24 protein-coding genes and 1 tRNA gene are annotated in these 25,590 nt (G+C 49.7%); 7 read left to right on the top strand and 18 right to left on the bottom strand.

Translation table 11 applies throughout. The features are described 5' to 3' along the window. Nucleotides 1–484: 484 nt before the first annotated feature. The 3 genes from BOO20_RS01130 to BOO20_RS01120 all read left to right on the top strand — a co-directional run bounded on the left by BOO20_RS01130 (nucleotide 485) and on the right by BOO20_RS01120 (nucleotide 2,676). Entirely contained in the window at nucleotides 485–1,075 is a 591-nt protein-coding gene (locus tag BOO20_RS01130) for a YdcF family protein (RefSeq protein WP_076789519.1), read from the top strand. Between the two features lie 160 nt (nucleotides 1,076–1,235). Continuing rightward, nucleotides 1,236–1,676, top strand: a complete 441-nt coding sequence (locus tag BOO20_RS01125; RefSeq protein WP_076789545.1) for a co-chaperone YbbN — start codon at nucleotides 1,236–1,238, stop codon at nucleotides 1,674–1,676. Between the two features lie 214 nt (nucleotides 1,677–1,890). After that, complete coding sequence (locus tag BOO20_RS01120) at nucleotides 1,891–2,676, top strand: cytochrome c biogenesis CcdA family protein (protein ID WP_083694469.1); 786 nt, start codon at nucleotides 1,891–1,893, stop codon at nucleotides 2,674–2,676. On the opposite strand, the gene BOO20_RS01115 is transcribed toward BOO20_RS01120, so the two are convergent. The 4 genes from BOO20_RS01115 to BOO20_RS01100 all read right to left on the bottom strand — a co-directional run bounded on the left by BOO20_RS01115 (nucleotide 2,652) and on the right by BOO20_RS01100 (nucleotide 8,844). Next, the gene (locus BOO20_RS01115; protein ID WP_076789515.1) at nucleotides 2,652–5,093 is read right to left on the bottom strand and encodes an AAA family ATPase; all 2,442 of its coding nucleotides are present in this window, start codon (nucleotides 5,091–5,093) and stop codon (nucleotides 2,652–2,654) included. The genes BOO20_RS01120 and BOO20_RS01115 overlap by 25 nt on opposite strands. 212 nt (nucleotides 5,094–5,305) lie before the next feature. Further along, nucleotides 5,306–6,565 (bottom strand): exonuclease SbcCD subunit D, encoded by a 1,260-nt coding sequence (locus BOO20_RS01110; RefSeq protein ID WP_076789512.1) that lies wholly within the window; start codon nucleotides 6,563–6,565, stop codon nucleotides 5,306–5,308. Nucleotides 6,566–6,767: 202 nt separating this feature from the next. Next, nucleotides 6,768–7,175 carry a hypothetical protein gene (locus tag BOO20_RS01105; RefSeq protein ID WP_076789509.1) on the bottom strand — a complete coding sequence of 136 codons (408 nt, stop codon included), beginning with the start codon at nucleotides 7,173–7,175 and terminating at the stop codon, nucleotides 6,768–6,770. A 19-nt stretch (nucleotides 7,176–7,194) separates the two neighbouring features. Then, nucleotides 7,195–8,844, bottom strand: coding sequence for an Ig-like domain-containing protein (locus BOO20_RS01100; protein WP_076789506.1), 1,650 nt, complete (start codon nucleotides 8,842–8,844; stop codon nucleotides 7,195–7,197). A 406-nt stretch (nucleotides 8,845–9,250) separates the two neighbouring features. On the opposite strand from BOO20_RS01100, the gene BOO20_RS01095 reads away from it, so the two are divergent. After that, the gene (locus BOO20_RS01095) at nucleotides 9,251–9,559 is read left to right on the top strand and encodes a HigA family addiction module antitoxin (protein WP_076789543.1); all 309 of its coding nucleotides are present in this window, start codon (nucleotides 9,251–9,253) and stop codon (nucleotides 9,557–9,559) included. Between the two features lie 7 nt (nucleotides 9,560–9,566). Here BOO20_RS01095 and BOO20_RS01090 read toward each other — a convergent pair whose 3' ends face one another. After that, nucleotides 9,567–10,880, bottom strand: coding sequence for a DNA recombination protein RmuC (locus tag BOO20_RS01090; protein ID WP_076789502.1), 1,314 nt, complete (start codon nucleotides 10,878–10,880; stop codon nucleotides 9,567–9,569). 214 nt (nucleotides 10,881–11,094) lie between these two features. Here BOO20_RS01090 and BOO20_RS01085 point away from each other — a divergent pair. Continuing rightward, a tRNA-Cys gene (locus BOO20_RS01085) sits at nucleotides 11,095–11,168 on the top strand. 59 nt (nucleotides 11,169–11,227) lie between these two features. Here the strand turns inward: BOO20_RS01085 and BOO20_RS01080 are convergent. The 5 genes from BOO20_RS01080 to BOO20_RS01060 are packed head-to-tail and all read right to left on the bottom strand — an operon-like array spanning nucleotide 11,228 to nucleotide 16,318. Next, complete coding sequence (locus tag BOO20_RS01080; RefSeq protein WP_076789499.1) at nucleotides 11,228–12,385, bottom strand: DegT/DnrJ/EryC1/StrS family aminotransferase; 1,158 nt, start codon at nucleotides 12,383–12,385, stop codon at nucleotides 11,228–11,230. Nucleotides 12,386–12,401: 16 nt separating this feature from the next. Continuing rightward, nucleotides 12,402–13,532 (bottom strand): iron-containing alcohol dehydrogenase, encoded by a 1,131-nt coding sequence (locus tag BOO20_RS01075; protein WP_076789496.1) that lies wholly within the window; start codon nucleotides 13,530–13,532, stop codon nucleotides 12,402–12,404. A 12-nt stretch (nucleotides 13,533–13,544) separates the two neighbouring features. Next, the gene (locus BOO20_RS01070; protein WP_076789494.1) at nucleotides 13,545–14,246 is read right to left on the bottom strand and encodes an NTP transferase domain-containing protein; all 702 of its coding nucleotides are present in this window, start codon (nucleotides 14,244–14,246) and stop codon (nucleotides 13,545–13,547) included. Between the two features lie 54 nt (nucleotides 14,247–14,300). Then, the gene (locus BOO20_RS01065; protein ID WP_076789490.1) at nucleotides 14,301–15,257 is read right to left on the bottom strand and encodes a hypothetical protein; all 957 of its coding nucleotides are present in this window, start codon (nucleotides 15,255–15,257) and stop codon (nucleotides 14,301–14,303) included. Continuing rightward, the gene (locus tag BOO20_RS01060) at nucleotides 15,254–16,318 is read right to left on the bottom strand and encodes a lysylphosphatidylglycerol synthase domain-containing protein (RefSeq protein ID WP_076789541.1); all 1,065 of its coding nucleotides are present in this window, start codon (nucleotides 16,316–16,318) and stop codon (nucleotides 15,254–15,256) included. Before BOO20_RS01060 ends, BOO20_RS01065 begins: the two co-directional genes overlap by 4 nt. A gap of 222 nt (nucleotides 16,319–16,540) precedes the next feature. Between BOO20_RS01060 and BOO20_RS01055 the strand changes: the two genes are divergently transcribed. Then, on the top strand, nucleotides 16,541–18,373 hold the full coding sequence (locus BOO20_RS01055; protein WP_076789487.1) for a long-chain fatty acid--CoA ligase: 1,833 nt from the start codon (nucleotides 16,541–16,543) through the stop codon (nucleotides 18,371–18,373). Nucleotides 18,374–18,521: 148 nt separating this feature from the next. Here BOO20_RS01055 and BOO20_RS01050 read toward each other — a convergent pair whose 3' ends face one another. From BOO20_RS01050 to ffh, 7 genes are all read right to left on the bottom strand, one after another. Continuing rightward, nucleotides 18,522–19,340 carry a Fe-S cluster assembly protein HesB gene (locus BOO20_RS01050; protein WP_076789483.1) on the bottom strand — a complete coding sequence of 273 codons (819 nt, stop codon included), beginning with the start codon at nucleotides 19,338–19,340 and terminating at the stop codon, nucleotides 18,522–18,524. 20 nt (nucleotides 19,341–19,360) lie between these two features. Next, a complete protein-coding gene (locus BOO20_RS01045) occupies nucleotides 19,361–20,269 on the bottom strand; it encodes an MBL fold metallo-hydrolase (protein WP_083694467.1) in 909 nt (302 codons plus the stop codon). A 92-nt stretch (nucleotides 20,270–20,361) separates the two neighbouring features. Continuing rightward, a complete protein-coding gene (gene rplS / locus BOO20_RS01040) occupies nucleotides 20,362–20,724 on the bottom strand; it encodes a 50S ribosomal protein L19 (protein ID WP_006365890.1) in 363 nt (120 codons plus the stop codon). Between the two features lie 43 nt (nucleotides 20,725–20,767). Further along, entirely contained in the window at nucleotides 20,768–21,448 is a 681-nt protein-coding gene (trmD, locus tag BOO20_RS01035) for a tRNA (guanosine(37)-N1)-methyltransferase TrmD (RefSeq protein ID WP_076789481.1), read from the bottom strand. Nucleotides 21,449–21,502: 54 nt separating this feature from the next. After that, nucleotides 21,503–22,006, bottom strand: a complete 504-nt coding sequence (rimM, locus tag BOO20_RS01030) for a ribosome maturation factor RimM (protein ID WP_076789479.1) — start codon at nucleotides 22,004–22,006, stop codon at nucleotides 21,503–21,505. 23 nt (nucleotides 22,007–22,029) lie between these two features. Further along, nucleotides 22,030–22,440 carry a 30S ribosomal protein S16 gene (gene rpsP, locus BOO20_RS01025; protein WP_006365887.1) on the bottom strand — a complete coding sequence of 137 codons (411 nt, stop codon included), beginning with the start codon at nucleotides 22,438–22,440 and terminating at the stop codon, nucleotides 22,030–22,032. A gap of 46 nt (nucleotides 22,441–22,486) precedes the next feature. Then, nucleotides 22,487–23,836, bottom strand: coding sequence for a signal recognition particle protein (gene ffh / locus BOO20_RS01020; protein WP_076789476.1), 1,350 nt, complete (start codon nucleotides 23,834–23,836; stop codon nucleotides 22,487–22,489). A gap of 162 nt (nucleotides 23,837–23,998) precedes the next feature. On the opposite strand from ffh, the gene rfaE1 reads away from it, so the two are divergent. Then, nucleotides 23,999–24,985: a D-glycero-beta-D-manno-heptose-7-phosphate kinase gene (gene rfaE1, locus BOO20_RS01015; protein ID WP_076789473.1), complete on the top strand. Its 987-nt coding sequence runs from the start codon at nucleotides 23,999–24,001 to the stop codon at nucleotides 24,983–24,985. Here the strand turns inward: rfaE1 and BOO20_RS01010 are convergent. After that, nucleotides 24,954–25,589, bottom strand: coding sequence for an START domain-containing protein (locus BOO20_RS01010; RefSeq protein ID WP_076789471.1), 636 nt, complete (start codon nucleotides 25,587–25,589; stop codon nucleotides 24,954–24,956). The two genes, rfaE1 and BOO20_RS01010, sit on opposite strands and share 32 nt — an antisense overlap. Between the last annotated feature and the right edge of the window lies 1 nt (nucleotide 25,590).

The following is a 25,590-nucleotide window of genomic DNA, read 5'->3' as shown; positions in this document are numbered from 1 at the left end:
GATAATTCACACCTGAAGGATGATCTGAATCCGAAACCGGTGATCACTATTATGTTCAATCTGTAATTGATTTAATTTTAATATGTAAGATGAATTTCCCCCTAAAATGCATCCGTCACACAATACTTTTATTTTGTCTCATAAATATAAATCGTATAGGGTAATTTAAGACATCTGCGGTTTAATTATATACTCTTCATATAAAAATATTTGCGATTCGGATATTTCAAACCTTTTTTAAGCCTAAGTCAATCTATTTCAATACTTTATGTTTGGTGAGACCCCTTGCTCGAATGAACGGGAGGAGGAAGACGATCGGAAGCAGAACATGGTATTTCCACCCTCCAGTCCGAGGCAAGGTTATAAAAATTGATTATTATGGTTACGGCCAGAAGCAAACAGCAAAATAAGTGAAACAGAAAAAGTAGTACCTCCTGATATGGTGCATCGGCCTTGCAGGACTACAAAACCCGCTCTCCCTTCTATGAAAAGCTTTCTTAAACTTTTCCTTTTTATTCTTCTCTCTGCCTGCGGTGCAGCTGCAGCCGTATTCTTCTGCCTTGGCTTTCTGCTCTCACTTTACGCAGGTAATCCCGAAAAAACCGATGTCATTGTTGTTCTTGGAGGCGACAATGGTCTGCGGGTCCGCAAGGGAGCAGAACTCTACAATGCAGGATATTCCTCCCATATTATCCTTACCGGCATTGACGAACGATTTTACAGTCCGGCTCATCCAAACTGGCGAGAACGTCGCATGATGACTCTCGGAGTTCCTAAAAAGGCAATACGGGTGGACACACAATCAACAACAACATGGGAAGAGGCAGTGAACACTTCGGACACCATGGAGAAAAAAGGGTGGAAAAGTGCTCTTGTCGTCAGCGATCCGCCACACATGCTTCGCCTTCACCAGACCTGGAGCAGGGCTTTTGAGGGCAGCTCAAAAAAGTTCATTCTTGTTTCAACAAAGCCTGAATGGTGGCATCCGTTCGTCTGGTGGAAAAACAAAAAAAGCTGGCAGTTTGTCATTAACGAGATCAAAAAAAACCTCTTCTACTCCGTTGTCTACTATTGAGCGATAAATCTGAGGGAGTAGCACCTTTGCTTCAAAACACCTCCTCGGTTGATGCCTTCATTGCCATGACACACGCTATGAAGAGAGTGAAGAGCACTTTTATCAAGAACAGTCAAAAAAATCGAATGCTATGCATTTTACTTCCGGAAGAGGTTTCAGCATGAAATCGTTGACAGCATACTCCCTGATAACCGGATTCTGTCTGATGTTATTTTTTACTCCGGCATTTGCAGAAAATCCTCAAACAGGGAGCAGCGAGAGCCGGAAGCAACCTCTGGAGCAGTTGCGAAACCCGGTATCACCTCCCCTTGTCACCTTTATTGAACTCGGTTCAATTAAGTGTATCCCCTGCCGGAAGATGCAGCCGGTGTTGGAGGCGGTTCAGGCCCGATATGGAACGCAGGTCAAAATCATCTTTTATGACGTCTGGAAAAGAGAAAATCACCCCTATGCCAAACAGTATGGCATCAGGATGATCCCGACACAGGTTTTTCTTGACCACAACGGAAAGGAGTTTTCCCGGCATGCCGGATTTTTTCCTGAAACGTCAATCTGTCAGCTTCTTGAAAAACAGGGCGTGAAACCGCTCACAACCAAATAAATCGCTATGGAGGATCTCTATAAATTGTCGTGAGCGGTTTGAAGATTTTCGAACCACGAAATGGACGAAATTACACGAAATTATGCAAAAGAAAACCATCATGCAGTTCTCTTCGTCCTTGTAGTCACGGCAGTCATTGTTCTCCTTGTTCTCTTTTCATAACACCGCACAACGAAGAAAAATCAAAGCGCGGCTCAAATTAACAGCGGAAACCATGATTGATTCTCTCTTTTCAGAACTTGCTTTCGCTCTTGAAAAAAGTTATGGCCTTGCGCTCGGTGCCTCATTCATCTGGGGAGTGTTGAGCGTACTGCTCAGCCCCTGCCATCTCTCCGGAATACCGCTGATCATCGGCTATATAAGCAGTCAGGGAGTAATAAAAGCAAAGCGGACTCTCCTGCTTGCTCTCTCTTTTGCTTTCGGGACGCTCGTCATGATTGCCTTGATCGGGGCGGTAACCGCTTCAATGGGAATGATGCTCGGAGATACCGGCAGTTGGGGCAACTACATTATCGCTCTCGTCTTTATTCTTATGGGGCTCTACCTCATGGGTCTTGTCCGGCTTGACTGGAGAGGGACTCCCCTGGCAGAAGAACAGCGCGGTGGAATATGGGGCGCGTTTCTCCTCGGTGTTCTCTTCGGCACAGGACTCGGCCCCTGCACCTTCGCGTTTCTTGCCCCGGTGCTCGGGGTGGTCTTCACCCTCGGGGCGAAGAGCTGGCTTGAAGCTGTGCTGCTGATTGCCGCCTTTGGTATCGGTCACGCCGCAGTAATCGCTGCTGCCGGCACAATGACACATCTGGTCCAGCGCTACCTGAACTGGTTCTCCGGTTCAGGATCGATAAAGCAGGTAAAGCGGTTCTTCGGACTTGTGCTACTCGGTACGGACTCTATTTTCTCTACACGGCCCTCTCGCAGGGATAAGCATACCTTGTTTCGATGCGTAGGTACATTGAATAGAGAGCGTGCAACCGCTCACTCACCGATCGGTATCATCTGATTGGTAATTTCTGTAAACGCCACATCGTGACTGATGAGAAAGAGCTGATCATACCAATGTTCAGTCACCTCTTCACGACCAACTTCAATGGCGCGAAAAGCCTTTGCAAGGTTCTCGCGGCGGGATAGATCGAGGTTGGAGGTCGGTTCATCAAAAAATGCAACTCTTGCCCCTATCGTCTGGAGAAGCGCAAGCCGAAGAGCAACGACGGCGCTCATGGTCTGCCCGCCGGACAACTGGTCATCGCTTCGCTCCCGGAGAACACCGGCATCCATATCACGAAGGATTATCTGATAGTTATCTCCCCAGCAGAGCTCTTCATCAGACTCGGCAATGGTTCGGTAAATACGATCGGCATGAAGAGTTATCTCCTCCCGAAACCGGTCGGAAAGCTGCGCCGAGACACTCCGGAATACCTGGTTTCGCAAAAACCTGACCAGCCGCTCTTTTTCCTGGAATGTGCCGATCAACACCCGCTTTTCTGCAATCACAAGCTGATGCTTCTTAAGCTCATCAATCTCTTTGCCGAGTCGCTCAAGGGTTCTTCCGCTCTCCTCAATCTGCTGGCGAGAGGTGGCCACATCAATGAGAAGCTGCTCTTTTGCGGCATGCAGCTCTTGATGTTTTGCTGCTTCATAGTGCAAACGCAGCTCTGCAAGCTCATCGGTAAAGGCAGCAAGCTCCTGCTGCAAATCCCGGAGCCCCCGCTCCCACAGGCCAAGCGTTTGACGCCGATTATCAAGATCAAGGGCATCTTTAAGCTGTGCGGTATAGGTGTCACGATCAGCCTGAAATCGCTTTCGCTCCCCTTCACACCTTTCGATTTCTGCATCAAGAGAGGAGAACTGTTGGAGATCGTTCTGCCGGAGAGCCGCCTCTGCAGCCACCCGGGAGTGTTCCTCCCTGCTGGTTTCAAGCCGTTCAAACCGTTCATGATTTCTGCGGCGCCCCTCCTCAAGGGCGGCAGCCCGGCGGTCCAGTTCCTGTAACCGTACCCGGTTTGCATGCTGCTCCTTTTCAGCATCGTCAGCCTCCGCGACCTTTCGGGCGGCATCACCGATCCGGCGGTCAAAATCGGCAATAGCCCGGTCGAGATCGCCGATTTTCATGGAAAAGTGATCTGCCGGTGCAAGACCGGCAACATTCAGGCACTGTTCCTGAAAGAAAGGGCAGATTCCTTCCGCCAGAGTATCCTCTCCCTCAACAAGGGCAATACGTCGGCCTTCCAGGAGCGAGCGCTCTGCCCTGAGCCGGTCAGCTGCATTTCGTCGCTCCTGAAGCAGCTCTGCAGCAGTGAAGCTTGCGCTATTGAGCAGAATATCCTCCCTTGTCTGTCCAATAAGACGATCTTCAAGCGCCTGCTCCCGATCAACCTCTGCGATCTCCTGCTCTTCATGATCAAGCGCTTGTGAGAGCAGGCGGGCTTTTACCTCCAGCTTGGCAATATCCTGCTCAATCGCCCTTCGCATCAGCTCCATGTTACGAAGTTCGCTCAGCTGCTGTTCGGCCTGCTCAAAGGACTCCTTCCCTGATCGGGAGGCCTCAACAAGAGCAAAGGCATGAAGCGCCTCATCGACTCGCTGCTTCTGGGTGGCGATCTTCTCCCCTCCGTCCCGGATACGCCCATCAAGAAGCTGAATTTGAGTGGCGAGTGTGGTTATGCTCTTTTGCCTGCTCTCAAAATCTTTCAGGAGAGCTTCAAGATCAAAGAGCGCCGCACTCCTTTCGGCCAAAACACGCTGTTGCGCTTCAACATGCGCTCCTGTAGCAGCAAACTCCGCCTCTTTTTCCGGAAGAATTGCCACTACACCTTCAAGCCCCTCAACCTCTACCTCAAGAATTTTCACCTTCTCCTGCACAAGCGCAAGCAGCGAGGCAGTTCCTTTGTACGTTTTTCTCCAGGTGTCGATACCAAGAATCTCATCGAACGCCTCCTGGCGTTTTGTCGGTTGACGGATAATGAAAGGACCGAGAAAATCGTTCTGGAAGGGACCGATAACCAGCTTGAACTGCTCGGAAAGAGAACGACCATTGAGAAGCCCGAGCAGCTGGGCAATACGGGTTTCGGTCTCGGTAATGCCCGAATGTTCCTCAACTTCAAAGGTGTCACCCTTGCGTTCTGCCAGCAGCCATTTTGATGCGGGGCCTACCGTTCTGCTCACCTGCCACTCCCGGCCATCATCACTTTTAAAGGTGACCGATATTCTTCCCCTTTTCGAACCTATGGCAATGAACCGATCAACATTGGAGACGAAGTCACGGGCATCGACACCGAACAGTGCATAGCCTATCGCTTCAAAAACAGTACTCTTGCCTGATCCGTTTGCTCCAGACAGTACATTGATCCCTGAAGAAAAAGTGAGTTCCGTATCGCGATGTGATTTTATGTCAGTAAGATGTATGGAAAGTATCTGCATCCGGGCATCTCTATTAAATTATTCCGCGATTTGATTGCTTCGTTGGACGGTGCTCTGAAAAGAGAACAAGGACAACAAGGACTGTAGGGACTACAAGGACGAAAAGAACAGCTTGATGGTTTTTTTGTGCATAATTTCTTGTAATTTCGTCTGTTTCGTGGTTCAAAAATCTTCAAACCGCTCACGACAATTCATAGAGGTGCCCATATCTTTTATTGCTGATTTTGGGGTGCCGTGAGCATACCAAGAAGATCATCCCCCTCACACTCCCCCTTCATTACCTGATCCCTGATGGCAAGAGCAAGCCTGAGCAGCTCCTCCTCTCTTCCCTTGAACTCGCTTCGGGCAGTGATCAACTCCCGAACCACCTCTTTTTCAATCTCCCCCAGATGTTTCTGCTCCCGCTCCTGACCTCCCTCCCTGGTAAAGAGTGAGAGATGGTTTTTTATCTCGACATGAAGCGGGTGGCAGAGTTCATCAAGCAGAAGGCGCAACCGTTCCCGGCCAAGCTCAAAAGGATGAAAACGGACCCGTCCGGTCAATTTCAGCTCAAGAAGCAGTTTGCGTTCATCAACTCCCCTGAAAAGTTTCGGGCGTATCGCTTCTGAAAGACGCCGAAGAGCTTCATCTGCATTTTCAGCGCCATCCAGATTGATGGTAGTCACCATCATCGGCCGGGGAGCGGTTTGACGGAATTCGTGTCGATAGATGCCTTCATCCACAGTAACAAGGTAATATCCCTTCTCGAACCGCTCTTCACCGAAGTTCACACACTCAGGAGAGCCGGGATTATAGGCATAGAGCTGACCATCAGCACGCTCGACAACATAGGGCTTGTGTCCATGACCAAGAGCGACATAATCAAATTTTGCCGAGAGCGGCAGTGCCTCTTCCGGCTTCATATTGCCGATTTCAACCGGAGAGTAGCTCCAGATACCGACATGAAAGAGAAGGATATTTCCGGTTGTGGCAATTGATTCACAGATACGCTCAACATGACTGCCCGCCTGTGTACCGATATAACCGAGCCCGTAGATATGTAACCCCTTTATTTCGATGTAGCCTCCGATCCCCTCTTCACTCCTGAAGGGTTCAAACCGGTATCCGCCCGATTCGGTCCGGGATGGTCGCAGAAGGCGGATATAGCCCATCTCCGAGAGGGCCTCCATCCAGGAGATGCTCTCACGGCGATGGATCCAGTCATGGTTTCCTTCAACTGCAATACAGGGTATAGAGGCCTCCTTCAGGGGCTGAAGACTCTCGATAGTGCGGGCGAAGGTGCGCGGAAGTATCTGACCGGTGTGGAAAAGGTCACCCGCAATCAGGACAAAATCAACAGCTTCATCAATGGCATGCTTCACAATGGAATCAAGCATGACAAAAAAATCTTCATACCGCAGAGACTCGGCGGATGCGGTTCGATAGGTTTTGCCGAGATGAAGGTCTGCCGTATGGATAAAGCGGATGGTCATAAGAGCATGAAACTGATAAAATAAGCAAGGACAATAAGGACATCAGGGACGACAAGGACGACAAGGACGACAAGGACGAAAAATAAGTTACAATCAAGAATTAAAAATTTTTCAACCTCTTCTTTTTGTGCGATTTCGTGTGTTTCGTGGTCAATAATCTTCCTCGTCATTCAAAAACTCAAAATCGTTTCAATCCTCTCCACTACGTCCACTTCTGTCCACCATTTCCCTGTCCACTGAGTCCACTTTCTTCTCTCTCTTCTCCTCTCAGGGCTATCCAGGTCCAGAGCGCTCCGGCAGCATCTACAGCACCAAAGAGCAGAAAAACGGGAGTGGCGAACCCGAAGAGAATAAAGACAATAAATGCAGCCAGTACAAACATCCGGGCATAAATCGAGGCCTGAATGAAAACTTTGTCAGGATTTTTCAGGGCAAACCGGTAGTAGATACCGAGATTGAAAACAAGAACGCCCGCAACCCGAACCCAGACCTCCGAGGTCGGCGCTATCCCGAAGAGTGAGAGCAGGAGATTCGGTACCGCGATAAGGGCTGCGCCAAGCAGATTCATATAGAATCCGAACAACTTGAGTGACTGTACCGACTGTTTCATCTCTTACGTGCAGTTAGTGTTAGAGTATGACCCAGGCAAGAATGCCGATTGAGGCAACCCCGGCGACGACAGCAGCTCCACCCGAGCCGGAACCGGAACTTTCAGCCGCACTCTCAACATAGGGATCTGCTGTAGTAAAGTCATAGGTCTGAATCCCCTCGGAGCTGTTTCCGTCACTGTCCCTGACCACTCCGCCATCCAGGGTAACATAGTAGTGCGTGCCGGATGCAAACGATGAGGTCGGGTTTATCGTAAGGCGGCTCCCGGAAACCGCAAGGTTTGAGCTTGTCGAAATATCATAGGCCGCTTCAAAAAGAGTCCCTGTCGCTGAATTGATATGAATGGCAGCACTGCCGGTTCCCTTCTGTATCGTTTCATTGAAGGTGATGACAATATCATCCGAAAGACCGACATCCACCGCCCCGTCATTGGGGCTGAAAAGGGTAACCGTCGGAATGTTGGTATTGATCTGCGTTGTATCGGCAAACTGGAAGTGTTCAACGCCGCTCAGATGATCCGAGCCATCACCTCCGGCTCTCTTGTCCGTAATGGTGTACACTCCGCTTGAGGCATCATAGGTGATGGTATAGTCACTGCTGTTACCGCTGAAGATTGCCGTATCCGATCCATCACCGCCATTGATGGTATCGTTGCCTCCACCGCCGGTAATGGTGTTGGCTGCACTGTTACCGGTAATGGTGTCACTGCCGGTACCTCCCTTGACATTTTCAAGCGTGACTCCGAAAGCGATGCCAAGGTTATTTGAACCGTCATAATTCGACGAATTTCCCCTGTTGACGTAGTGAAGTGAGGAGTAGCTCCCCGCTCTCAGATCAACCGTACAATCGGTCGTGAAGTTCGAAATATCAATGGTGTCGGTTCCTCCGGCATCCCAGATGGTTTTGTAAAAGGGAACCGCGGGATCGAAGGTGTAGGTATTGTTACCGGTCTGGTAGCTGTTGTTTGCCCCGTACAGATACTGGATAGCGGCAATATCATACACCATAGGGGTTTCAGGAAGTACGGCAATGGTTTGACTGGCATCCACATACCATTTATGCCAGTCGTTATAGGACATAACCGAATAGAGCCTGTAATCGAGACTTTCAGGAAGATAGGGCCCGGAAGAGCTGGTTCCGGAGTAGTTTCCCGGGTGTTTCAGACCAAGTCCATGACCGATTTCATGAATCAGTGAGTAGTAGTTGAAGGAGCTGTTCGTCCACGAACTGCCGGTGGCATAAGCGGGATTGATCCAGACATCGGAGGCCGAAGCCCAGTAGTCATCCGGATAATAGCACCATCCCCAGGATCCGCTGACGGCGGAGGAAAATGCCAGACGAAAGTCACCGACACTTGCCGCTGTATCAGCAACCTGTGTAAAGGAGAGATTGGCAACAGAGGCCCATGACTGAAACACACTGCCCACGGCAGCAATCTGGGTTGCTGTCAGAGCGAAATGCGATGATGCATCCGGTTCATTCGTATTGGAGTAATCACTCTGCCAATAGGCTGTTGCTCCATCGATCCAGGGAAAGCTGTAGGAGAGCGATACAACACCGCTGGATCCGGCACGCCATTTTACACGATCTTCATTGAGCAGCGGATCAACCGTACTGACACCGCTCGCACTGAATAGACTTATGGCAGAAGATGTTGAGGGACTCGGCATAAGGGCGTCTATAGTTCAATCAAGGAGACGGAGGCTGTCGAATACCACACTCCCGGCAAAGCGCTGTTTGCCGTAAAGCACAAGCTAAAAAAAGTTCCATTCAATGCATCAACGCCTGTAAGAATACTGCAAGGATGCAGTTGCGGATTTTTCACTTCACTGCTTTCCAACAGCAATTACCTCCTCCCGATCAGATCATCGCGACGGGTAGTTGATACCGCAAAAGGGAATGACTATTGACCGGTTACTCGGTCATGATCTTGCTGTGCCTGGAGTTTATAAGAAAAGAGGAGGGGCAAAAAGCGGAAAGAGAAGAATAAAAACAGCGAAATCGATAAAATAATGGTAATCTGCCTCTACGCTTCCATGATGTCCAATGCAGGTTTACCATGAGGAATTTTCAGCCATGAATGAGAAAATAATGTTGCCGCTTCATCCCGGAACGGTTCTGTTTGAGGAGTACATTACTCCCATGAATCTGACTGAAGGCCGGATAGCCGAGGATATCCATATTCCTGTATGGCGCATTAACGAAATCATCGCAGGAAAACGAAGCATTACCGCAGAGACCTCGTTGCGGCTTGCCCGCTATTTCGGAACCCCTCCGCAGTTCTGGTTTGGCCTGCAGATGGACTATGATCTTAAAACTGCCATGAACAGCATGGGACCGATTATTGCGCGTGATATCCAGGCTTATGACGACTCAAGGCCATAAGAGACCGTCAGCGGTTATCTGCATCACGGTTTTCTCTTTCAGTTTCAGCATCGACCGCAAGCTCTGAAGGTATCTGGCGAGTGACCTTTGCTCCAAGCTTCCGGATCTCCTCCACCCTTCCGACAAGATTACCCCTCCCCTCTTTCAGCCGCTTGAGAGCAAGGTCAAAGGAGTCCGAGAGTGCTGAGAGCTTTTTTCGTCCATCCATTACTGCCTCAAGTACAAGCAGCACCTGATCATAGATTCTGCCCGCTTTTTCCGCAATAAGCTCGGCGTTACGGTTCTCGTTCTCCCGACGCCAGATCTGGGCAATGAGCTTGAGCGTTATCATCAGTGTGGCCGGACCGCACAACACAACATTCTTTCCGGCAAGACCATACATCAGCTCCGGGTCAGCCTTCATCACAGCCTGCCATGCGGGTTCGAGGGGAATGCACATGATAACAAAATCAAGTGTCCGGTTACCGCCAAGAGCACTGTACTCCTTTGACTGCAATTCGGTGATATGACGAAGCACCGATTGTGTATGCTCCCTGAGTGCCTGGGCCTGTTGCGGCTCGTCATCAAGCGCGCAGTATCGCTCGTATGCCGTAAGGGAGACCTTGGAATCGACAATCACCGCTTTGTTGCCGGGAAGCATAACCAGAAAATCGGGTCGTTTCAACTGACCATCCTCCTGTCGAAAGCTCTCCTGCACCACATACTCACGCCCTTTTTCAAGACCGGAAGCTTCAAATATCCGTTCGATAATCAACTCCCCCCAGTCTCCCTGCGTTTTTGAGTCCCCCTTGATCGCCTTTGCCAGAGTGTTGGCCTCATCGCTCACCCGACCGCTCAGCTCCTGGAGCTGACGAACCTGTTCAATCAGGCGTCCCGACAATTCGGTATCGGAAGAGTGCACCTCATCAACCCGCTTGCGAAAAGCATCAAGCTGCTCACGGAGCGGCTGCAAAAGCGTCTCAAGACGTTCACGGTTCTCCTGGCCGAAAGCCCGTCCACGTTCCTCGAATATCCTGTTCGAGAGATGTTCAAACTCGCTTTTCAGGCGAACTTCCGACTCCTGCATAAGCGCCGTTTTTTCAGCGGCACTCCGCCGTTCATTGTCCAGATCAGATTCAAGCCTTGCAAACCGGATGTTAGCCGCTTCAAGATCGGAGGATTTCTTTGCAAGCTCGTTCGCTCTTCGGACAGCATCCTCTTCAACAAGGCGCAGACGTTGCAGTTCGGCTTTCAATGGAGCATCACGAACAACTCTGTAAGCCACAAAAAGCAGCAGAAGCAGCAGAAGCAGAAGGATTGAAACAATGAAAATGGATGTCATGAGCGATCTCGATGTACCGGCTGGTAAAGCCCGTATGGACAGTTGTGATTACATTCCCTCTTCTTCATGAAAATATAGTGCTAAAGAATCGCGATAATTTGAGCAGAAAATAAAAAGATTTTCAACTTCTGTGAGAAAGAGATGAGTGAGAGGCAAATAACAGTCTATCCGTTTGCAAAACACTATCTTTTTCTTACTTTAACATTCCTTTAACGGCGAAGTGGCCGAGTGGTCAGGCAGAGGTCTGCAAAACCTTGTACAGCGGTTCGAATCCGCTCTTCGCCTCCAGAAACAAAAAAGCCTGCACAGAACGCAGGCTTTTTTGTTTTGGTCTTTTCCCCTCTCTCTTATCCGATCTTCTTTGCTCCTGAAATAATGGCCAGGACCAGTTTTTCAATGGTCGGTTCATCAATCAGCACCGGAATGTTGAGGCAGATACTGCTGCGCAGCATGGTGCCTGTTCTCGGCCAGAGTGTTTCAAGATCAGCATCACGATAGCGGTCATACTCTCCAAGCAGGTGGCCCCAGACACCGGCGAAATGCCAGTCAAGTGCTTCCGGAAGGATCTTTGTACCGAAACCATGCTCCAGGAGATGTGCTTCAAGCTGCAGCGCAGCCTCGCGGTCCCTCACCCTGAAAATAAGGGTATCGCCCTGTGATCCGGCTTCATCACTGAACGGACGGAGTGTAATGTTCTGAAGATGGCGGATTCCATCCTTGATTTTCTGCTTGTTCTCCCGCGATTTCGAGAGAATCATATCGATTTTGGCAAGCTGTGCCAGACCGATAGCTGCAGTTACCTCGCTGAGACGCAAATTGAGCCCTTTGGAGCGTCTCGGATCCTTGCCTCTCGGCAGACCGGGAAGATGCATGTGACCATGATCGGAAAACTCTGCTGCACGGTCGTAGATCTCCTTGTCATTGGTGACAAGGATACCGCCCTCTCCGGTATGGAGCGTTTTGCCTGCATCAAATGAGAAGGAGGCTACGCTGCCGATGGTGCCGAGTTTGCGCCCCTTGTATGACGCGCCAAGCGCCTGGGCCGCATCCTCAATCAGAATAAGGTTGTGCTTGCGGCAGATTGCCGAAATTTCATCCATTTTCGGTGAAGCCCACATGGGAATGGCTACAACAGCTTTTGTTGCCGGAGTGATGGCCTTCTCGACCTCAAGCGGATCAAGATGATAGGTCTCATCAAGCTCAACCGGCACCGGCACAGCCCCGAGCGCACTGATTGCCTCTATTGGCGCAATAAAGGTCCATGCGGTTGTGATAACCTCATCGCCGGGAGCAATTCCGGCGCCTGCAAGCGCACAGTGTATTGCTGCCGTTCCGGAGGATACCGCGTGGGCATACTTAACCCCCATCCATGCGGCAAATTTCTCCTCAAACTCCCGGGCCTTGTAATTGCCTCCACCGTAACGGTAGAGATTGACCTTTTCCCTGCTGAAAAGTTCCTGAATTTCGGCCAGCTCCTCCCGACCGATTAGTTCTGCACCAGCCATACTCTATTCCACTCCTTTAGGTTAATTGAAAAACTACAGATCTTGCCGACTCTTCAGTAAACTCAACCGGATTGCCCGAGAAGGAGCCTTTAAGGGCTTCGGATGCGTGGTGTGCAAACTCGTCGGCATTGCTCTTCCCGTATCCGTAAGGGACAAGTGTCGGAATACTGAGCTGACGGTAGAGCTCATCCATCTCTTCAAGCAGCTCTGCGGTTGCCTCAGAGGGTGAGGGTGAGCTGCGCATGGGGTTGAGCAGTGCATACTTTTCATAGCCGTGATTATGGTTGTAACGCATCACCTCCTTGAGGAATATAGCTCCGGCTAGTCCATGAGGAACCTTGTGCCTGACTCCGAGATAGTATGCAAAACCGTTGGTCGGACCATCTCCCGAGTTCATGAGGGCAACGGTTCCGCAAACACTCCCGATGGCAAGATCAAGGCGCGATTCAGCCCGGTCGAGCTGCCCCTGCTGAAGGGCATAAAAGGTTCGCTGGAACCCCTCAATGGAATATATCCGGCTCAACGGCGTGTGTTTGAGTGAACCAAAACTGTCAACGCAGTGAACCAGACTGTCCATGGCCGAGGCAATAACACTCTCCATCGGAGCGGTCATGGAGAGACCGGGATCAATAACCGCTTTTTTGGGAAAATTCTTCCGGCTGTTTATGCCGAGCTTGCGCCCCTCCGCCTCATCAATAAAGACGGCATTAAAGCTGACCTCTGCACCGCTTCCAAGCAGAGAGGGAACCGTTACCAGCGGCAGGGGGTCGTTGACCCCTTTCGGGAATCCCTTGAGCGAAAGTGCCGGAACCTGATTGGTCAGGAGGAGAGCCACCCCTTTACCCAGATCAAGCGTACTGCCTCCGCCTATGGCAATAATTCCATCAGGAACATTGCCGCGAAAAAACTCTGCCACATTTTCAAGATGGGCATAGGTCGGCTCCCCTCCGAATTCGTTGCAGTAGAGTACCGAATTTTTGTACCCGGTGGTGAGGTTCTTCAGGACATCCTGAAAATAGAGATTGCCTGCCAGATTGGCATCGTAGATAATACCGGGCTTGTGCACCGCAAGCGCTGCAAGATGCTCATTGAGGTTCAAGGCTTCGTTCACCCCGATGACCAGATCGGTGGATAAAAAGAAATTCATAACAACAGGAGTCTATGGGTTTTTCAGGTCTGCCAGGTTTTTTTTGTATAGGTAAAACTCAATTAAATCTATTTCCTCGATAGTATCAATCTCCCAGGTCTGCCAGAACTCCATTTCATAGGCACTGAGCCGGGCACCGATGCGGTTGTTGAAGGTTTTAAGGGTTTCTGGAGTGAAAATATAGATCGATCCGTTCTCTATAAACTGAGCAGGACGATCCTGGCGCATGCCTCGATTATGATAATCAAAGTTAAGGCTGCTCCACCTCCCCTCCCTTGATTCCCAGATGGTGAGGTCATCGGCTCTGGTTACCGAAATCAGGGAGTCTGCGCCATCACGCTCGAAAAGCTCCACCGCCCGGTCAATGTCTCCGGATTTTCGAAGGGGTGAGGTTGCCTGCAGAAAGACGATGGTGCTGATTGAGAGCGCATAATCTGCCTCAATAACCCCGACAGCGTGCAGAACAGCCGACTCACTGCTCGCCTTGTCACCCGAAAGTTCCTGTGGCCGCTCAATCACCTCCGCTCCGTACGCTCTTGCAACAGCAGCAATCTCCGGGTTGTCCGTTGAAACAAAGACCCTGTCAATACGCTTCGAAGAGTGTGCCTGCAGAATAGTCCAGGCAAGCAGGGGTTTGCCTGCAACCGGGTAGATATTCTTGTTTTTGAGACCTTTTGAACCGCCTCTTGCAGGAATGATGGCTACGGTATGCATTGTTCCATTAAAAATTTTGTGCGCCTTTTTTCATCTCTTCTTTCTGAAACCTGCTCATCCATCCAGCACCGTGCGGCAGACATCAGCAATCAGTTTTGCCGCAGATCTGTTCTGCAGCGGTGTAAGCCGTTTCAACTCGTCGGGATCAAGACCGCAATGAACAACCTTGTTCAGGGCAGAACCGACAAAGATCGTTGATGAAAACTGTGCAATCATCATTCGTGAATTGGCTATCATCTCCTCCGTCCGTCCTTCACTGAAAACAAGGCTCTCAGGGGCATGAAGTGCTATCTCCCTCCTGGCTCGTTCAACATTTTCATTGGGATGCAGCTTGAACAAAAGCTGGCTGCCGTCAGCCATCTCAAGATACTTCCGGATATTTTTCGGGCGGTTCTCGTATATAAATGTTTCCCGATTGTCCGAGGTACAGACAAGGACATAATCGTGATGCTTAAAATCATTCTGAAGGTACTGGGAACAATTATCGAAATTCGGTATGCTTGTAACCTCGATTTTAGCCGGATTTACCCCTTTGCGAATAAACAGATCACGGTACCCCTCACTGGCAACACAAAACTTTTCATAGGCGTCAGACAAGCCTGTTGTCGCCGTTCCGGCAACCCAACGGGGTATCCATTGAACGTTTCTGGCAAGATGGTAGAGCGTGGTTTCCGGTTCGGTCATACCCTCCTGGACCAGCACAATTTTGCGGCGTCGGATATGTTTCGGGACAATTAGATCGGTACAGGTCAGAACCAGATCATAGGCATGCCGGTATCCGCCAATATCAAGCTGAAGATCGTGAGCACGCAGATAATCAAGGGTACGGTCAGAACGCTTGCGGCCCATGATGGTAAACTCAAGAAGCCCCATATCGCTGGCTGTGCCGAGCAGACCATCACTGAAAAAGGGTGAGAAATACTGGTCATAATCCTTCATCCACCCGGCAATCTGATGCATCTGGGTGGTCTGATTCATGGAGCCGCATATAAATAGTACCTTTTTCCTCATGCCTTTTTTTTACTGACTTGTTCAGCATCTTGCAGATGAACCCCTGAATAAAACATAATCCCGTAACCGAATGCGTACCAAAGGAGTTCCTTGCAACGCCTCAGCAGCACAAATGCCCCTCCATAGGCCAGATAATCATGCATTCCGAGTGCCTGAAAAAACGCGATATAGCCCAGATCCTGTACCCCAAGCCCCGAAGGTACGAAAAAAAAGAGTACACGCAGCATGGTAAGTGAAGCATCTATTGCCAGCACCTGAAAAAACGAGATCTTGACACCCAGAAGCGTCAGGATAATATAGCTCTCAATGGCAAGCATGAACCAGGCCAGCACATAGATAAGCATAATCGGTATAAGCCTCTTTGCAAACGGCCCGGTGAAACTCTTCAGCTCAACATCGGTATCAAGAAATCCTGACTCTTTTGAGAAGAGCCACGTTTTCACTCTTTTAAACGGTATCCGCATCAACAGAGCGTGCAGTTTTTGAGCCGCCCGGCCATTGAGAAGAAGCAGAAGAAGGGTAAGAAATATCAGAAAAACAGCTATGCCTGTACCGATCATGATATAACCGAGTCCGCCGAAACCAAGCATGTTGAAGGAGACGGTCTGAAGAAAGGAAAACCCCGCTACAGCACAGAAAACCGTATAGATCCCCTGGGCAACACCAAGCATGAGTTTGCGAACGGCAACACTGGCAACTCCGGACGGAATCGGAATGCCCATAAACCTGAAACAGAGAAAGGGACGAAGGGGCTCACCGACAGCCACTCCGGCGGGAAGCGTCATGGAGACCGTTTCAGCAATCAGCTGTATTTTCAGGAGTTTGAAAAACGATATTGGTACGGTGCTCCCGGGAAAGAGCATGAACCAGGCGATGGATTCCAGCACATGAAGCCCGAGATAGGGCAGCAGAATAAAGAGTGATGAAAAACCGATAAGTGAAATTCGCTCAACAGCTCCCTGGAGATCAACCTGACTGAAAAGATAGGCAATCAGTAAAATACCGAGACAAAGACCGGCATAACCAGTCCAGGATGAACCGGATTTTTTTTGATTCTGCATGAAAAACCTGGAAACTGTGCTAAAAAAAGAGTTGAAACTCATTTCACTATTTGCAAAGATAGTAATTGATTGTTAAATATTTATTCAATCATGAGGTAGACTACAATTCAGCCTCAACAACCGGAAGGCGGGCCACAACCGGCTCTGACTTGATGCAGCTGTTCAGAACAACAGGCTGTTTACCCTTAAAGGTCTTCTTCCATATGTAAAACGCTCTTAAAGATGGGACTTATCAATCCTGACTTCCAGACATTGCCGGAACTCTTTACCTCTGTATTTACCCACTACAGGGGTCAGGAGTCAAAATTTCCGATAGCAAGAAAGGTGAATGGGGTCTATGAGCCCATCTCGTATCGGGAGTTTGAAGAGGATGTCCACCACTTCTCCGCATTCCTGAAAAACAACGGCATTTCACCAAAAGACCGTGTCGCCATTCTGTCGGAAAACCGGCCCGGCTGGTACCTTGCCGATATGGCTATCCTGAACATCGGTGCCGTTGATGTGCCGCTCTACCCCTCCCTTCCACCAAACCAGATCGAATATATTCTCAACAACTGCAGTGCAAGAGCAATCGTTGTATCCAACATGCTCCAGCTTGGCAAAATCATCTCTATCTGGCAGAACCTGCCGGAATTATGCCTCGTGATTGTCATGAACCGTCTGGAAGAGAACGTTGAAGATGTGATTGACCTTAACCAGGCAAAAGAGGAAGGTAAACGGGTACTTGAAGAGAAGCCCTGGTTTCTTGAAGCTGCCCCTGTGGAGCCTGATGATGTTGCAACCATCATTTATACCTCAGGGACAACAGGACTACCGAAAGGGGTTATGCTCACCCATCGGAACCTCTGTGAAAATGTCAAATCCTGCTCTTCAATCATCCGGCTTGATGAATCAGACTGCGGTCTCTCCTTCCTGCCACTCTCGCATGCCTATGAGCGCACCGGAGGATACTATCTGCTCTTCTCCTGCGGAGCGAGCATCTATCTGGCCGAGAGCATTGAAACCATATCAATGAACATGGCTGAAGCCCGGCCAACAATCATCTTTACGGTTCCGAGGCTCTTTGACCGCATAAAAATGAGTATCATCAAGCAAATCTCATCCCAAAGCACCATAAAGCAGAAGATCTTCTACTGGGCAGTTCAGACGGGAGAGAAGTACCACCGGCAGCTCAATGAAAAAGGGAAGGCAACCACTTTTCTTTCCCTGCAGCACACCCTTGCCGAAAAGCTGGTCTACGAGAAAATAAAGCACAAATTCGGTGGACGCCTGCGCTATTTTGTCTCCGGTGGAGCCGCCCTGCCACAGAAAATCGGTGAGTTTTTCCAGGCTCTTGAGATCTCCATTCTTGAGGGATTCGGCCTGACCGAGACCTCACCGGTAACCCATGTCAACCGCCCTGAAAAAATCAAGTACGGCACAGTCGGGCCTGCCGTAAACAATGTCACGGTAAAGATTGCCGAAGATGGCGAGATTCTGCTCAAGGGCCCGAATATCATGAAGGGATACTGGAAAGACGAAGAGGCTACACGGGAGGTGATCAGGGATGGCTGGTTCTGTACCGGCGATATCGGTGAGATCGACAAGGATGGCTATCTGAAAATCACTGACCGCAAAAAACATATCATTGTCACCTCCGGTGGCAAGAATATCGCTCCCCTCCCCATTGAAAATCTTATTTCCGAAAGCCCGTTCGTTGATCAGGTCATCGTCATCGGCGAAAAAAGGCCGTTTCTGATTGCACTGATCGTGCCTGACTTTGAAAAGCTCATGGAGTACGCTTCCAGCGAGGGAATTCAGGCCTCTACAAACAGGGAGTTGATTGAGAACAAGAGTGTCATACAGATTTTTGACAAGCTGATGCGTACCATTTCACGGCAGCTTGCCACCCATGAAAAAGTTCGCAAGTTCCTTCTGATTGACGATGCCTTCACCGTTGAGAACGGTCATATGACTCCGACCCTGAAACTCAAGCGTAAAGCGATCACAACAAAGTTCGCGGCTGAAATCGACAAGGTCTACAACGCCCTCAACGCTGTTTACAACACCGAGTGAGTGAAATAACAGGAGTAAGGTGCTCCTTAACCCCGAAGCAACCTCTTTTTTCTTTTATAAGTCCTATAGGATCCATAAGACCTTAGTACCTATAGAAGATTCAAGAATAAACCTGGCAGTTTAGCTTCCCCCCTCTCGCCCCGACAATTCACTTCTCCCGGATTTTCAGCATGGTTCCACCCTGCTCTTCCACCAGCCCTTCGCGCACGAGGTCAGCGATGATTTCACCCATATCCCACGGGCAGGAACGGTATTTCTCCTCAATCTCTTCAAGATAGATCCCGTCACGCTGGACGAGCTCCCGGATGAGGCGCCCCCGATACCATCGCTTAGACCCTTGAAACTTTGACTGCCGGCTAACCGGACGGATGCCGGATCTGCGGCTGGTCAACGCCAGAGAACCGTAATCCATGAGGGCATTATGCCATTCACGGCTGCGTCCATGCGGCAGGAGCTGCTCTGCTGCAACCTGTATCGCAGCTTTCGGGGTATCTTCAGGAAGGGTAAACTCGTGGATGATGATTCTTCGGATGTTGGTATCAACAGCCGCAACATCAAGATTATCAGCAAAAACCGGAATGGAGCGAGAGGTATACTCCCCGATACCGGGCAGGGATTTAAGCTGATCCGGTGTGGCAGGGACAATACCGTCGAAACGCTCCATGATCAACCGGGCAGAGATCTGAAGTCTCTGACCCCGGGAGTTGTAGCCAAGGCCGCTCCAGAGAGCAAGCACATCCCTGAGTGAGGAGAGAGCAAGGGTTTCCGTATCGGGAAAACGCTCCATCCAGACCCTGAATTTGTCAGCAACCCGGTCGGCCTGCGTCTGCTGAAGCATGATTTCGCTGACCATGACAGCGTAGCGATCTGTGGTCTCCCGCCAGGGAAATGATCTGCGGTTGGTGCGGTAGAAATCAAATATCTTCTCGCGAAAACCTTCTATCTGTTGCTGATGCAATACAATCAAAGCAGGAACGAACTGTTCTGTTAGAGGTCAATAAACTTGTCGACGACAACGGCTCCTTTATCATCGCGTCTGAGCATTGCCGCCTGATGAGAGGGATCATGGCCGAAGAAAAGCATCGCTCGCTCTTCAACGAGCTGATGGAGCAGTGAGGTTTTCTCTTCGATAACGGTAAGCGGTTCGATATCGTATCCCATAACCCATGATGAGGGCAGATGTGCCAAGGAAGGGATGAGGTCGGCAGTGTGCACGAGACTCCCTTCAGCACCGCTAACCCTTACCAGCTGCTGGCCTTTTGTATGACCATTGCTTGAAAAGAGCTCGATGCCGGAAAACAGCTCCCGGGGTCCGTCAACCAGCTCCACACTGGAGAGACGTCCGAACGCCTCGATGAAAACAGAGGAGTAACTGACTCTCTCCTTCAGGTTGGGCTTAAGCGCTGAAAGGTAATTCTCTCTCTGAACATAGTGGCGGGCATCAGGAAAGAGCGGCTCAAGCTTGTCGGCACCCTGCCGGAAAGCTCCACCGACATGATCGAAGTGCAAATGGGTGTAGATGACATCCGTAATGCTTGCAATTTCCAGCCCAACAGCCTTCAGCTCCGCCTGAAGCCGGCAATCCGAGAGAGCATAAATCGACCGGAGTTTGTCCGGCCAGGCAGTTCCCATGCCGGTATCAACAAGAATATGGCGGCCTTTACCTGAAATAAGAAGGACTCTTGCCTTGAGTGTTATGCGGTTGAGATGATCGGCAGGAGCAAACTTTTCCCACATGACTTTCGGCACAACACCGAACATGGCACCGCCGTCAAGAGCAAAGTCCTGTACATCGAGGGAGTAAAGACGATAGTCGCCAATCTGCATCATCTGGATGTAAATAAATTGCGCTGAAGAGGAATCAGGGGCAAGCTTGGCGTTGAGGTCACTGCGCATTGCCGACCTGCATCACGGTTATAGCCGTTCAGGAGTGTGCAGGAGAAAAATCCGGCAGCATCGGTTGCGCTGCCGGATTGTCGAAAAGAAAATCAGGCTTTCTCTACAACCTTACGCTCTTTTACTTTGAGTGCAGCTTTGCCGGTACGCTTGCGCAGGTAGAAAAGTTTTGCTCTTCTTGCCTTGCCGTGCTTGAGTACGGTCACGCTCTCAATATTGGGTGAGTTAACAGGAATGATCCTTTCAACTCCAACTCCATGAGAGATCTTGCGAACCGTGATGGTTTTGGAACCACCGGCTCCGCGATCGCTGATAACAACACCCTCAAAAGCCTGAAGCCTCTCCTTTTCGCCTTCAATAACCTTCAACTGTATTCTGACGGTATCACCCGGCTGAATATGCGGAAAATCGGTAACGGCCTGGGTAGCTTCAACTAACTGAATTAACTGATCCATTTTCGACAACTATTTACGTTATTTTTTTCTTCAATTCCTAAAATCATTCATGACCTAAAAGATCGGGTCTGCGTGTTCTGGTTCTCTCAAGAGCATTTTCACCTCTCCACTGCTCTATTTTGCTGTGATGACCGGACATCAGTATATCGGGAACCTTCATCCCCCTGAATTCAGCCGGTCGGGTGTAATAGACACAGTCAAGAAGCCCATTCTGAAAGGAGTCGGTCAAAGCCGATTCACTGTCTCCAAGAACTCCCGGTATAACCCTGAGCACAGCGTCCATAAGCAGCAGCGCGGGTATCTCACCCCCTGAAAGAACTACATCGCCAATCGATATCTCCATGGTGATGAGCTTCTGGCGTATCCGTTCATCTACCGCCTTGTAGTGGCCGCAAAGAATAATCAGATTCTGCATCCCTGAGAGCCTGTTTGCCAGAGACTGCTCAAACAGCTTCCCGTCGGGTGTCAGAAAAATCACCTCATCATACGCTCTTTCGGCCTGCAGTGCCTCAATACAGGAGAATACCGGCTCAGGACGAAGAACCATTCCTGCACCCCCTCCGAAAGGAGAATCATCAACCTGCCGATACCTGCCCAGTCCGTAATCATGCAGGTTATGAATGTGTATATCCGCATACTGTTTTTTCCGGGCAATACGTAACAATCCATTGTCAAGCACTGAATCGAAAAACCCCGGAATGACGGAAATCACATCAATCCTCATTGCATCCAACGTCTTGGAACCGTTCATCAAACGTTTCAGAGACCAACACAATAATCACAGAAATTCGTCGTATCTCGGCACAACCATAACCTTATCACGAATACTGATCTCTTCAACGAACTCTTCAATGGCCGGTATCAGAATCTTTCTTTTACCAACCTGTACTTCATAAACCTCATGGGCAGGCATCGCAAGAATATCGGTTACGGTACCAACCTCGTTTCGATTACGATCAAGAACTTTGAGCCCTATCAGCTCATGCATATATGCCCGGTTATCCGGCTGCGGCAGAAGCTGATCCTCATCAACATAGAGATGCACTCCTGCCAGTGCTTCGGCTTTCTCCCTTGTGTCAACTCCGTCAAAGAACACCCACGCAAATCCCCCTCCAAGAGAGGCTTTATGAACGGTCAACCGATCAACGGCGTCAGCGGATCTGCCTGCGTAATACTCCCTGCGGGAGAGAAAGCTTTCAGGGAAATCGGTAACCGGTTCCACCTTCACCTCACCCGCCAACCCTTTCGGCTTGAGGATGACACCTGCAAGATAGAGTTCCATGCTACCGTTCCGTAAACGTCAAATCAGGCTTCGCTGCCTGCAGCGGCTTTTGCTTCGGCCTCTTTTTTGGCCTGACGGCGACGTGACTTCACAACAAGGCGTTTTTTGCTTCTCTCGACCTTGCTTGCCTGCCACTGTTCCATCTCAACGGTAATTTCAGCTTCGCTGCGACCTCTGCTTTTCAGCCTCAGTTCATGCAGCAATCCTGTGGTACGGATAAGGCTACGGACCGTTGCTGTCGGCTGAGCACCAACGCCCATCCAGTATTCGACACGATCTTTCTTGAGTGTTACGGCATGCGGTTTGGCTGTCGGCTGATAGGTCCCGATTACTTCAAGAAATTTGCCATCTCTCGGTGAGCGCGCATCAGATGCGACAATCTGGTATACCGGCAATTTTTTTCTTCCTGCTCTTTTAAGTCTGATCTTTACCAAGGCTCAAGTATTTTAGTTAATGGTAACTGTTAACAGTAAATGCAATCTATCTTTTTAAAAACTTGTCAAGTGCAAGATTCTGCGAAGTGATCTTTCTGCCCGACTGTGACAGCCTGGATACCGAACGCATCATCTTTTTCATTTCACCGAACTGCTTGAGCAGAAGGTTCACCTCCTGGACTCTCGTGCCGCTGCCGAGAGCGATGCGCTGACGGCGGCTGCCGTTGATGATATCAGGATTTGACTTCTCCTGTCTGGTCATGGAGTTAATCATGGCTTCGATAGGCTTGAAATCCAGATTTTCAAGATCCTGCTTTGGAACCATCTTGTTCAAACCCGGCACCATCTCAATCAACCCCTGTATTGAGCCCATTTTTTTAAGCTGCTGGAGCTGATCGAAAAAGTCGTTGAGATCAAACTCATTTTTCATGAGTTTTTTCTGCATCTCAAGCGTCTTCTCAAGATCCAGAGACTCCTGTGCCTTTTCAACAAAACTGACTATATCACCCATACCCAGAATCCTCTGGGCCATACGATCAGGGTAAAAAACATCAAGATCATCGACCTTTTCGCCGATACTGATAAATTTAATCGGCTTTTCAACAACCTGACGGATGGAAAGCGCAGCTCCGCCCCTTGCATCGCCATCAAGTTTGGTCAGTACAACACCATCAAAATCAAGGCGGTCGTTGAATGCCTTGGCTGTATTAACCGCTTCCTGACCCATCATCGAGTCAACAACAAAAAGCAGTTCATCAGGCTTGAGTGCATGCTTCAATGACTCAGCCTCTGCCATCATCAGGTCATCAATCTGAAGGCGGCCGGCTGTATCGATAATCACAACATCCCTGGCCCCTGATCGCGCAGCTTCAAGGCCCTGAAGTGCGGCCTTCAATGCATCCTGCTCTTCGATGGCAAATACCGGAACATCTACCTGCAGAGCGAGAGCCTTAAGCTGGTCAATGGCTGCAGGACGATAGACGTCAGCAGCTACCAGCATCGGGTTTTTACCGTTCTTTTTCAGACGAAGCGCGAGTTTCGCACAAAACGTGGTTTTTCCGGAACCCTGAAGACCGGCAACCATAATCACAGCCGGAAGTTTCTTGGGTGAAAGGTTCAGAGGCTTCTGCTCACCTCCCATAAGTTCAGTGAGCTCATCATAGACGATTTTTACAATCATCTGGGCAGGAGAGACGCTTTTGATGACCTGCTCACCAAGGGATTTCTCCCGTATATCCTCAATTAATTTCTTCGCTACCTTGTAGTTGACATCAGCGCCGAGAAGTGCGCGCTTGATATCGCGCATCGCGAGACCGATATTGATCTCGTTAATGGTGGCCTGACCTGCAAGTTTTTTGAAGGTGGCCTCAAGTTTATCGCTTAGACTGTCAAACATCGGTTCCTGCTTTTTTCATATAAAGCTTAAAAATGCTTAACTTTAATTATAACAAAATATCGCAAAAAATAAAATGAAACAATCATATCTTCATAGCTGATCAGGTTATTATTCCCTTTTTTTTATGCCCCGGCATCCGAACATATCAGGAAATAACAGGTTATGACCGAAAACTTCATGGAATCCCTTTTACACAGCTTCCGCAGCAAACGGATAGCCGTTATCGGCGACATTATGCTCGACAAGTACATTTTCGGCCATGTCTCCCGCATCTCCCCGGAATACCCTGTGCCCGTAGTCGATGTAACCCATGAGGATCACCGGCTGGGCGGGGCTGCAAATGTTGCCCTTAACACCCTCTCGCTCGGAGCGGAAACCATGCTCTTCGGAGTAACCGGTGCCGACAGCAACCGGGAGATACTGCTCGAACTGTTCAGCGACCGGGGACTTGCCGCCGAAGGACTGATTTGCGACCCGTCAAGGCCTACGACCTGCAAGACCCGCATCCTCTCTCAAAACCACCATATAACAAGAGTGGACAGAGAAAGCCGAAAAGAGATCGATTCCGACACAGAAGAGGCGGTTCTCGACTCTCTGGAGAGCGTTATCGGCACTCTTGATGCCATCGTTCTTGAAGACTACAATAAAGGTCTGCTCACCGAACGACTCATCAAAAGCATCTTTACGACCGCAAAGAAGCAGCATATTCCCCTGCTTGTCGATCCGAAACTTCTGAACTTCTTTGCCTACAGGGGGTGCACGATTTTCAAGCCAAACCTCTCCGAAATGGCAGCTTCACTCGGAATTGCCGTGCAGAACAATGATCGGGAGGTAGAAGAGGCCTGCCTCCGGCTCCAGGAGAAACTACAGGCTGAAACTATTGTTGTGACAAGGAGCGAAAAAGGTATGACACTCTACAACGGCTCCTTCACCCATATCGGGGCAACATCAATGGAGGTGGCTGATGTATCAGGAGCCGGAGATACCGTTATCGGAATGCTCGCTCTCGGAGCCGCTTCCGGTATTGACATCGTAACGAACGCCACCATAGCCAATCTGGCTGCAGGAACGGTATGCCAGGAGGTGGGAGCAGTACCGGTTAAGCCGGAAAAACTGCTCAGGGCATATCAGGAGCATCATCGACAATAGCAATATGCTGCTCTATTTCCTGAGGATATGGGGGGTTGTATGAGCTGTCCATTGCAAGCGCCCTCAAATTATTCAGGGAGTAGAAGGGAACATCAAACATTCCCGCATTTCCAACGGCAGCAGGAACATCCGAGCCCGGATCAACATGCATCACAAAGGTGAGGTAAACCTTGCCATGACCGTTCGGGGTAAATACCCACAATCCGGATGCATGGCGAACCCGGTAATAGTTCGAATTAACCGGAAGATAATCGGGCTCCCCGGTCATGGTAACGGCTATGGAATTATCGCCGGCTGAAGCCAGTTCGGTACGCATGATCATCTCCCTCTTCAGCAGCGGCCAGGGGGTGTTGATAACCTGACGCACAACATAGTCAATCCCGTTTTTCTCAAGTACCTCCATCTCGGCAAGCTTGTGAACCCAGCGGCTATAGCTTGCCATGTCATGAAAAAGGCTGATCAGCCTTTTGAATGAAACCGGCAGCTCGGTCTCACCCTTGAAGCTGTGGATATCGGAACCGTTAACCCTGGAAGAGTAGATTCGGACTCCCTTATGCTCGACACGGAAGTCCCAGTTTTTCTCAAGGATTGATGATACATCCATA

It is taken from the genome of Chlorobium sp. KB01, from assembly GCF_001975465.1.
Classification (GTDB): domain Bacteria; phylum Bacteroidota; class Chlorobiia; order Chlorobiales; family Chlorobiaceae; genus Chlorobium.
Note: the sequence above shows the minus strand (reverse complement) of the source record. Positions and strands in the feature narration are given on the sequence as shown.

What these genes read in the sequence shown, in the direction of transcription:
- BOO20_RS01080 (WP_076789499.1), bottom strand. Translation starts at nt 12,385, where the DNA reads ATGGCTGGTGCAGAACTAATCGGTCGGGAGGAGCTGGCCGAAATTCAG.
- BOO20_RS01060 (WP_076789541.1), bottom strand. Translation starts at nt 16,318, where the DNA reads ATGCAGAATCAAAAAAAATCCGGTTCATCCTGGACTGGTTATGCCGGT.
- BOO20_RS01115 (WP_076789515.1), bottom strand. Translation starts at nt 5,093, where the DNA reads ATGCAGATACTTTCCATACATCTTACTGACATAAAATCACATCGCGAT.
- BOO20_RS01065 (WP_076789490.1), bottom strand. Translation starts at nt 15,257, where the DNA reads ATGAGGAAAAAGGTACTATTTATATGCGGCTCCATGAATCAGACCACC.
- BOO20_RS01075 (WP_076789496.1), bottom strand. Translation starts at nt 13,532, where the DNA reads ATGAATTTCTTTTTATCCACCGATCTGGTCATCGGGGTGAACGAAGCC.
- BOO20_RS01070 (WP_076789494.1), bottom strand. Translation starts at nt 14,246, where the DNA reads ATGCATACCGTAGCCATCATTCCTGCAAGAGGCGGTTCAAAAGGTCTC.
- BOO20_RS01095 (WP_076789543.1), top strand. Translation starts at nt 9,251, where the DNA reads ATGAATGAGAAAATAATGTTGCCGCTTCATCCCGGAACGGTTCTGTTT.
- ffh (WP_076789476.1), bottom strand. Translation starts at nt 23,836, where the DNA reads ATGTTTGACAGTCTAAGCGATAAACTTGAGGCCACCTTCAAAAAACTT.
- BOO20_RS01125 (WP_076789545.1), top strand. Translation starts at nt 1,236, where the DNA reads ATGAAATCGTTGACAGCATACTCCCTGATAACCGGATTCTGTCTGATG.
- BOO20_RS01045 (WP_083694467.1), bottom strand. Translation starts at nt 20,269, where the DNA reads ATGCGCAGTGACCTCAACGCCAAGCTTGCCCCTGATTCCTCTTCAGCG.
- BOO20_RS01120 (WP_083694469.1), top strand. Translation starts at nt 1,891, where the DNA reads ATGATTGATTCTCTCTTTTCAGAACTTGCTTTCGCTCTTGAAAAAAGT.
- BOO20_RS01100 (WP_076789506.1), bottom strand. Translation starts at nt 8,844, where the DNA reads ATGCCGAGTCCCTCAACATCTTCTGCCATAAGTCTATTCAGTGCGAGC.
- rimM (WP_076789479.1), bottom strand. Translation starts at nt 22,006, where the DNA reads ATGGAACTCTATCTTGCAGGTGTCATCCTCAAGCCGAAAGGGTTGGCG.
- BOO20_RS01130 (WP_076789519.1), top strand. Translation starts at nt 485, where the DNA reads ATGAAAAGCTTTCTTAAACTTTTCCTTTTTATTCTTCTCTCTGCCTGC.
- rfaE1 (WP_076789473.1), top strand. Translation starts at nt 23,999, where the DNA reads ATGACCGAAAACTTCATGGAATCCCTTTTACACAGCTTCCGCAGCAAA.
- BOO20_RS01090 (WP_076789502.1), bottom strand. Translation starts at nt 10,880, where the DNA reads ATGACATCCATTTTCATTGTTTCAATCCTTCTGCTTCTGCTGCTTCTG.
- BOO20_RS01010 (WP_076789471.1), bottom strand. Translation starts at nt 25,589, where the DNA reads ATGGATGTATCATCAATCCTTGAGAAAAACTGGGACTTCCGTGTCGAG.
- BOO20_RS01105 (WP_076789509.1), bottom strand. Translation starts at nt 7,175, where the DNA reads ATGAAACAGTCGGTACAGTCACTCAAGTTGTTCGGATTCTATATGAAT.
- BOO20_RS01055 (WP_076789487.1), top strand. Translation starts at nt 16,541, where the DNA reads ATGGGACTTATCAATCCTGACTTCCAGACATTGCCGGAACTCTTTACC.
- BOO20_RS01110 (WP_076789512.1), bottom strand. Translation starts at nt 6,565, where the DNA reads ATGACCATCCGCTTTATCCATACGGCAGACCTTCATCTCGGCAAAACC.
- trmD (WP_076789481.1), bottom strand. Translation starts at nt 21,448, where the DNA reads ATGAGGATTGATGTGATTTCCGTCATTCCGGGGTTTTTCGATTCAGTG.
- rplS (WP_006365890.1), bottom strand. Translation starts at nt 20,724, where the DNA reads ATGGATCAGTTAATTCAGTTAGTTGAAGCTACCCAGGCCGTTACCGAT.